The organism is Microcoleus sp. BM001215392, assembly GCF_036700185.1.
Classification (GTDB): Bacteria; Cyanobacteriota; Cyanobacteriia; order Cyanobacteriales; family Microcoleaceae; genus Microcoleus.
The window spans coordinates 1-1681 of sequence record NZ_JAUBOJ010000681.1; the positions used below are offsets into that span (position 1 = coordinate 1).

At 48.7% G+C, this 1681-nt stretch carries 1 protein-coding gene; it reads left to right on the forward strand.

The features are described from left to right. The first annotated feature begins 381 nt into the window (after positions 1 to 381). Positions 382 to 1593, forward strand: coding sequence for an ABC transporter permease (locus QT974_RS34110; RefSeq protein WP_333472779.1), 1212 nt, complete (start codon positions 382 to 384; stop codon positions 1591 to 1593). Positions 1594 to 1681: the final 88 nt, after the last annotated feature.

Sequence of the window (1681 nt, forward strand, 5' to 3'; positions counted from 1 at the left end):
AAGTCCGCCAGGGGTTAAAACCCCTGTCTCATAGCTAAAGTCGGTTGAAACCGACGGTCGATTTGCCCCAAATCAATACACATCAACTAACTCTTCAGTCCTCTTTGAGAGGACTTTCGCTATGAGACAGGGGTTTCAACCCCTGTCGGACTATCGGTTTGACCTGATTGTTGACACTCCTTGGGCTCTTGGAGTGTCCCTACGATTAATCATGGTAGGGAAACGGCACTGCCGTCTCCTCTAGATAATTCCGGCTACGCAGCAACTCTTAGGCTTTATTCAGTCCGAAAAACTCCTATGAAAACAAAGCGTTCTCCAAAGTCATTAATGCCGACCTCTCGTCGCACCAAACGCAGAATCTCACCGCTTGAAATATTCCTCATGGCAATTGAAACCCTGTGGAGTAATAAAGTGCGATCGGGATTGACAATGCTGGGCGTAATTATTGGTATTTCTTCCGTAATTGCAATTACTTCGATCGGTCAAGGAGTGCAAAGAGCCACCGAGTTAAGAATTGAGGCATTGGGTACCAATATCCTCCAGGTGTCAGCAGCCGCAGCGAAAACGGGCGGCATCAGTCAGGGAGCTGGCACTGCTAGTACCTTAACCTGGGAAGATGCTCAGGCGATCGCCAAACAAGTCCCCGCCGCTACAGCGGTGTCAGCCTTCTTATACCGCTCGAATATTCAGGTGGTACGCGGCAATGTCAACATTTCGACAACTGCCATCGGCACGGATTTAAACTTTCCAGCGGTGAGAAATGTCCAGCCGGAACTAGGGACATTTTTCCGGCAGCAGGATTTAGATATAGCTAAAGCAGTGGTGGTAATTGGTGCCAAAGTTCGAGATGATTTATTCGCTCCAACAGAAATTGCGATCGGTAGCGATATTCGGATTCAGGGTAAACGTTATATCGTGCTAGGAGTGATGGAGCGTAAAGGGTCTGTAGGGCTGCAAGATATGAATGATATGGTGTATCTGCCACTGACCAATATGTCCGCCCAGATTGTCGGTAACAATGCTCTCACAGGTGTGGCGATTAATGGCTTTTGGCTGCAATCGAGTAATGCCGATCTGCTCGAATCGGCGCAATTTCAGGTAACGAATGTGCTCCGACTGCGCCATAATATCCGCCCGCCCAAAGAGGATGATTTTCGTGTCACCAATGAAGTGGATCTGATTAAGACCTTCACGAGTATTATGGGGTCACTGACGCTGATGGTAACTGCGATCGCCGGAATTTCCCTAGTTGTTGGTGGCATTGGTATCGCGAATATTATGCTGGTTTCGGTGATGGAACGGACGCGCGAAATCGGTCTGCGTAAAGCCGTTGGTGCAACTAGCGGCGCGATTCTCAACCAATTTTTGATGGAAGCGATCGTTATTTCGATTATTGGCGGTGCGATCGGAATCGGGTTGGGTATCGCCCTCGCTTTCACTGCCGCCACACTATTCAAATTTCCCTTTGTTGTCCCTTTGTGGTCAGTGGTCGTGGGGTTTGGACTCTCGCTAATTGTTGGGGTGCTAGCAGGCGGTATCCCTGCGCGCAATGCTGCAAAATTAGACCCGATCTTGGCACTACACGGTGAATAAATCAGTTGACAGTTGACAGTTGACAGTTGACAGGGGTGCATCTCATTTTTGCAAATATATTCGTAGGGGCGAAGCATTTCGGTAGTAA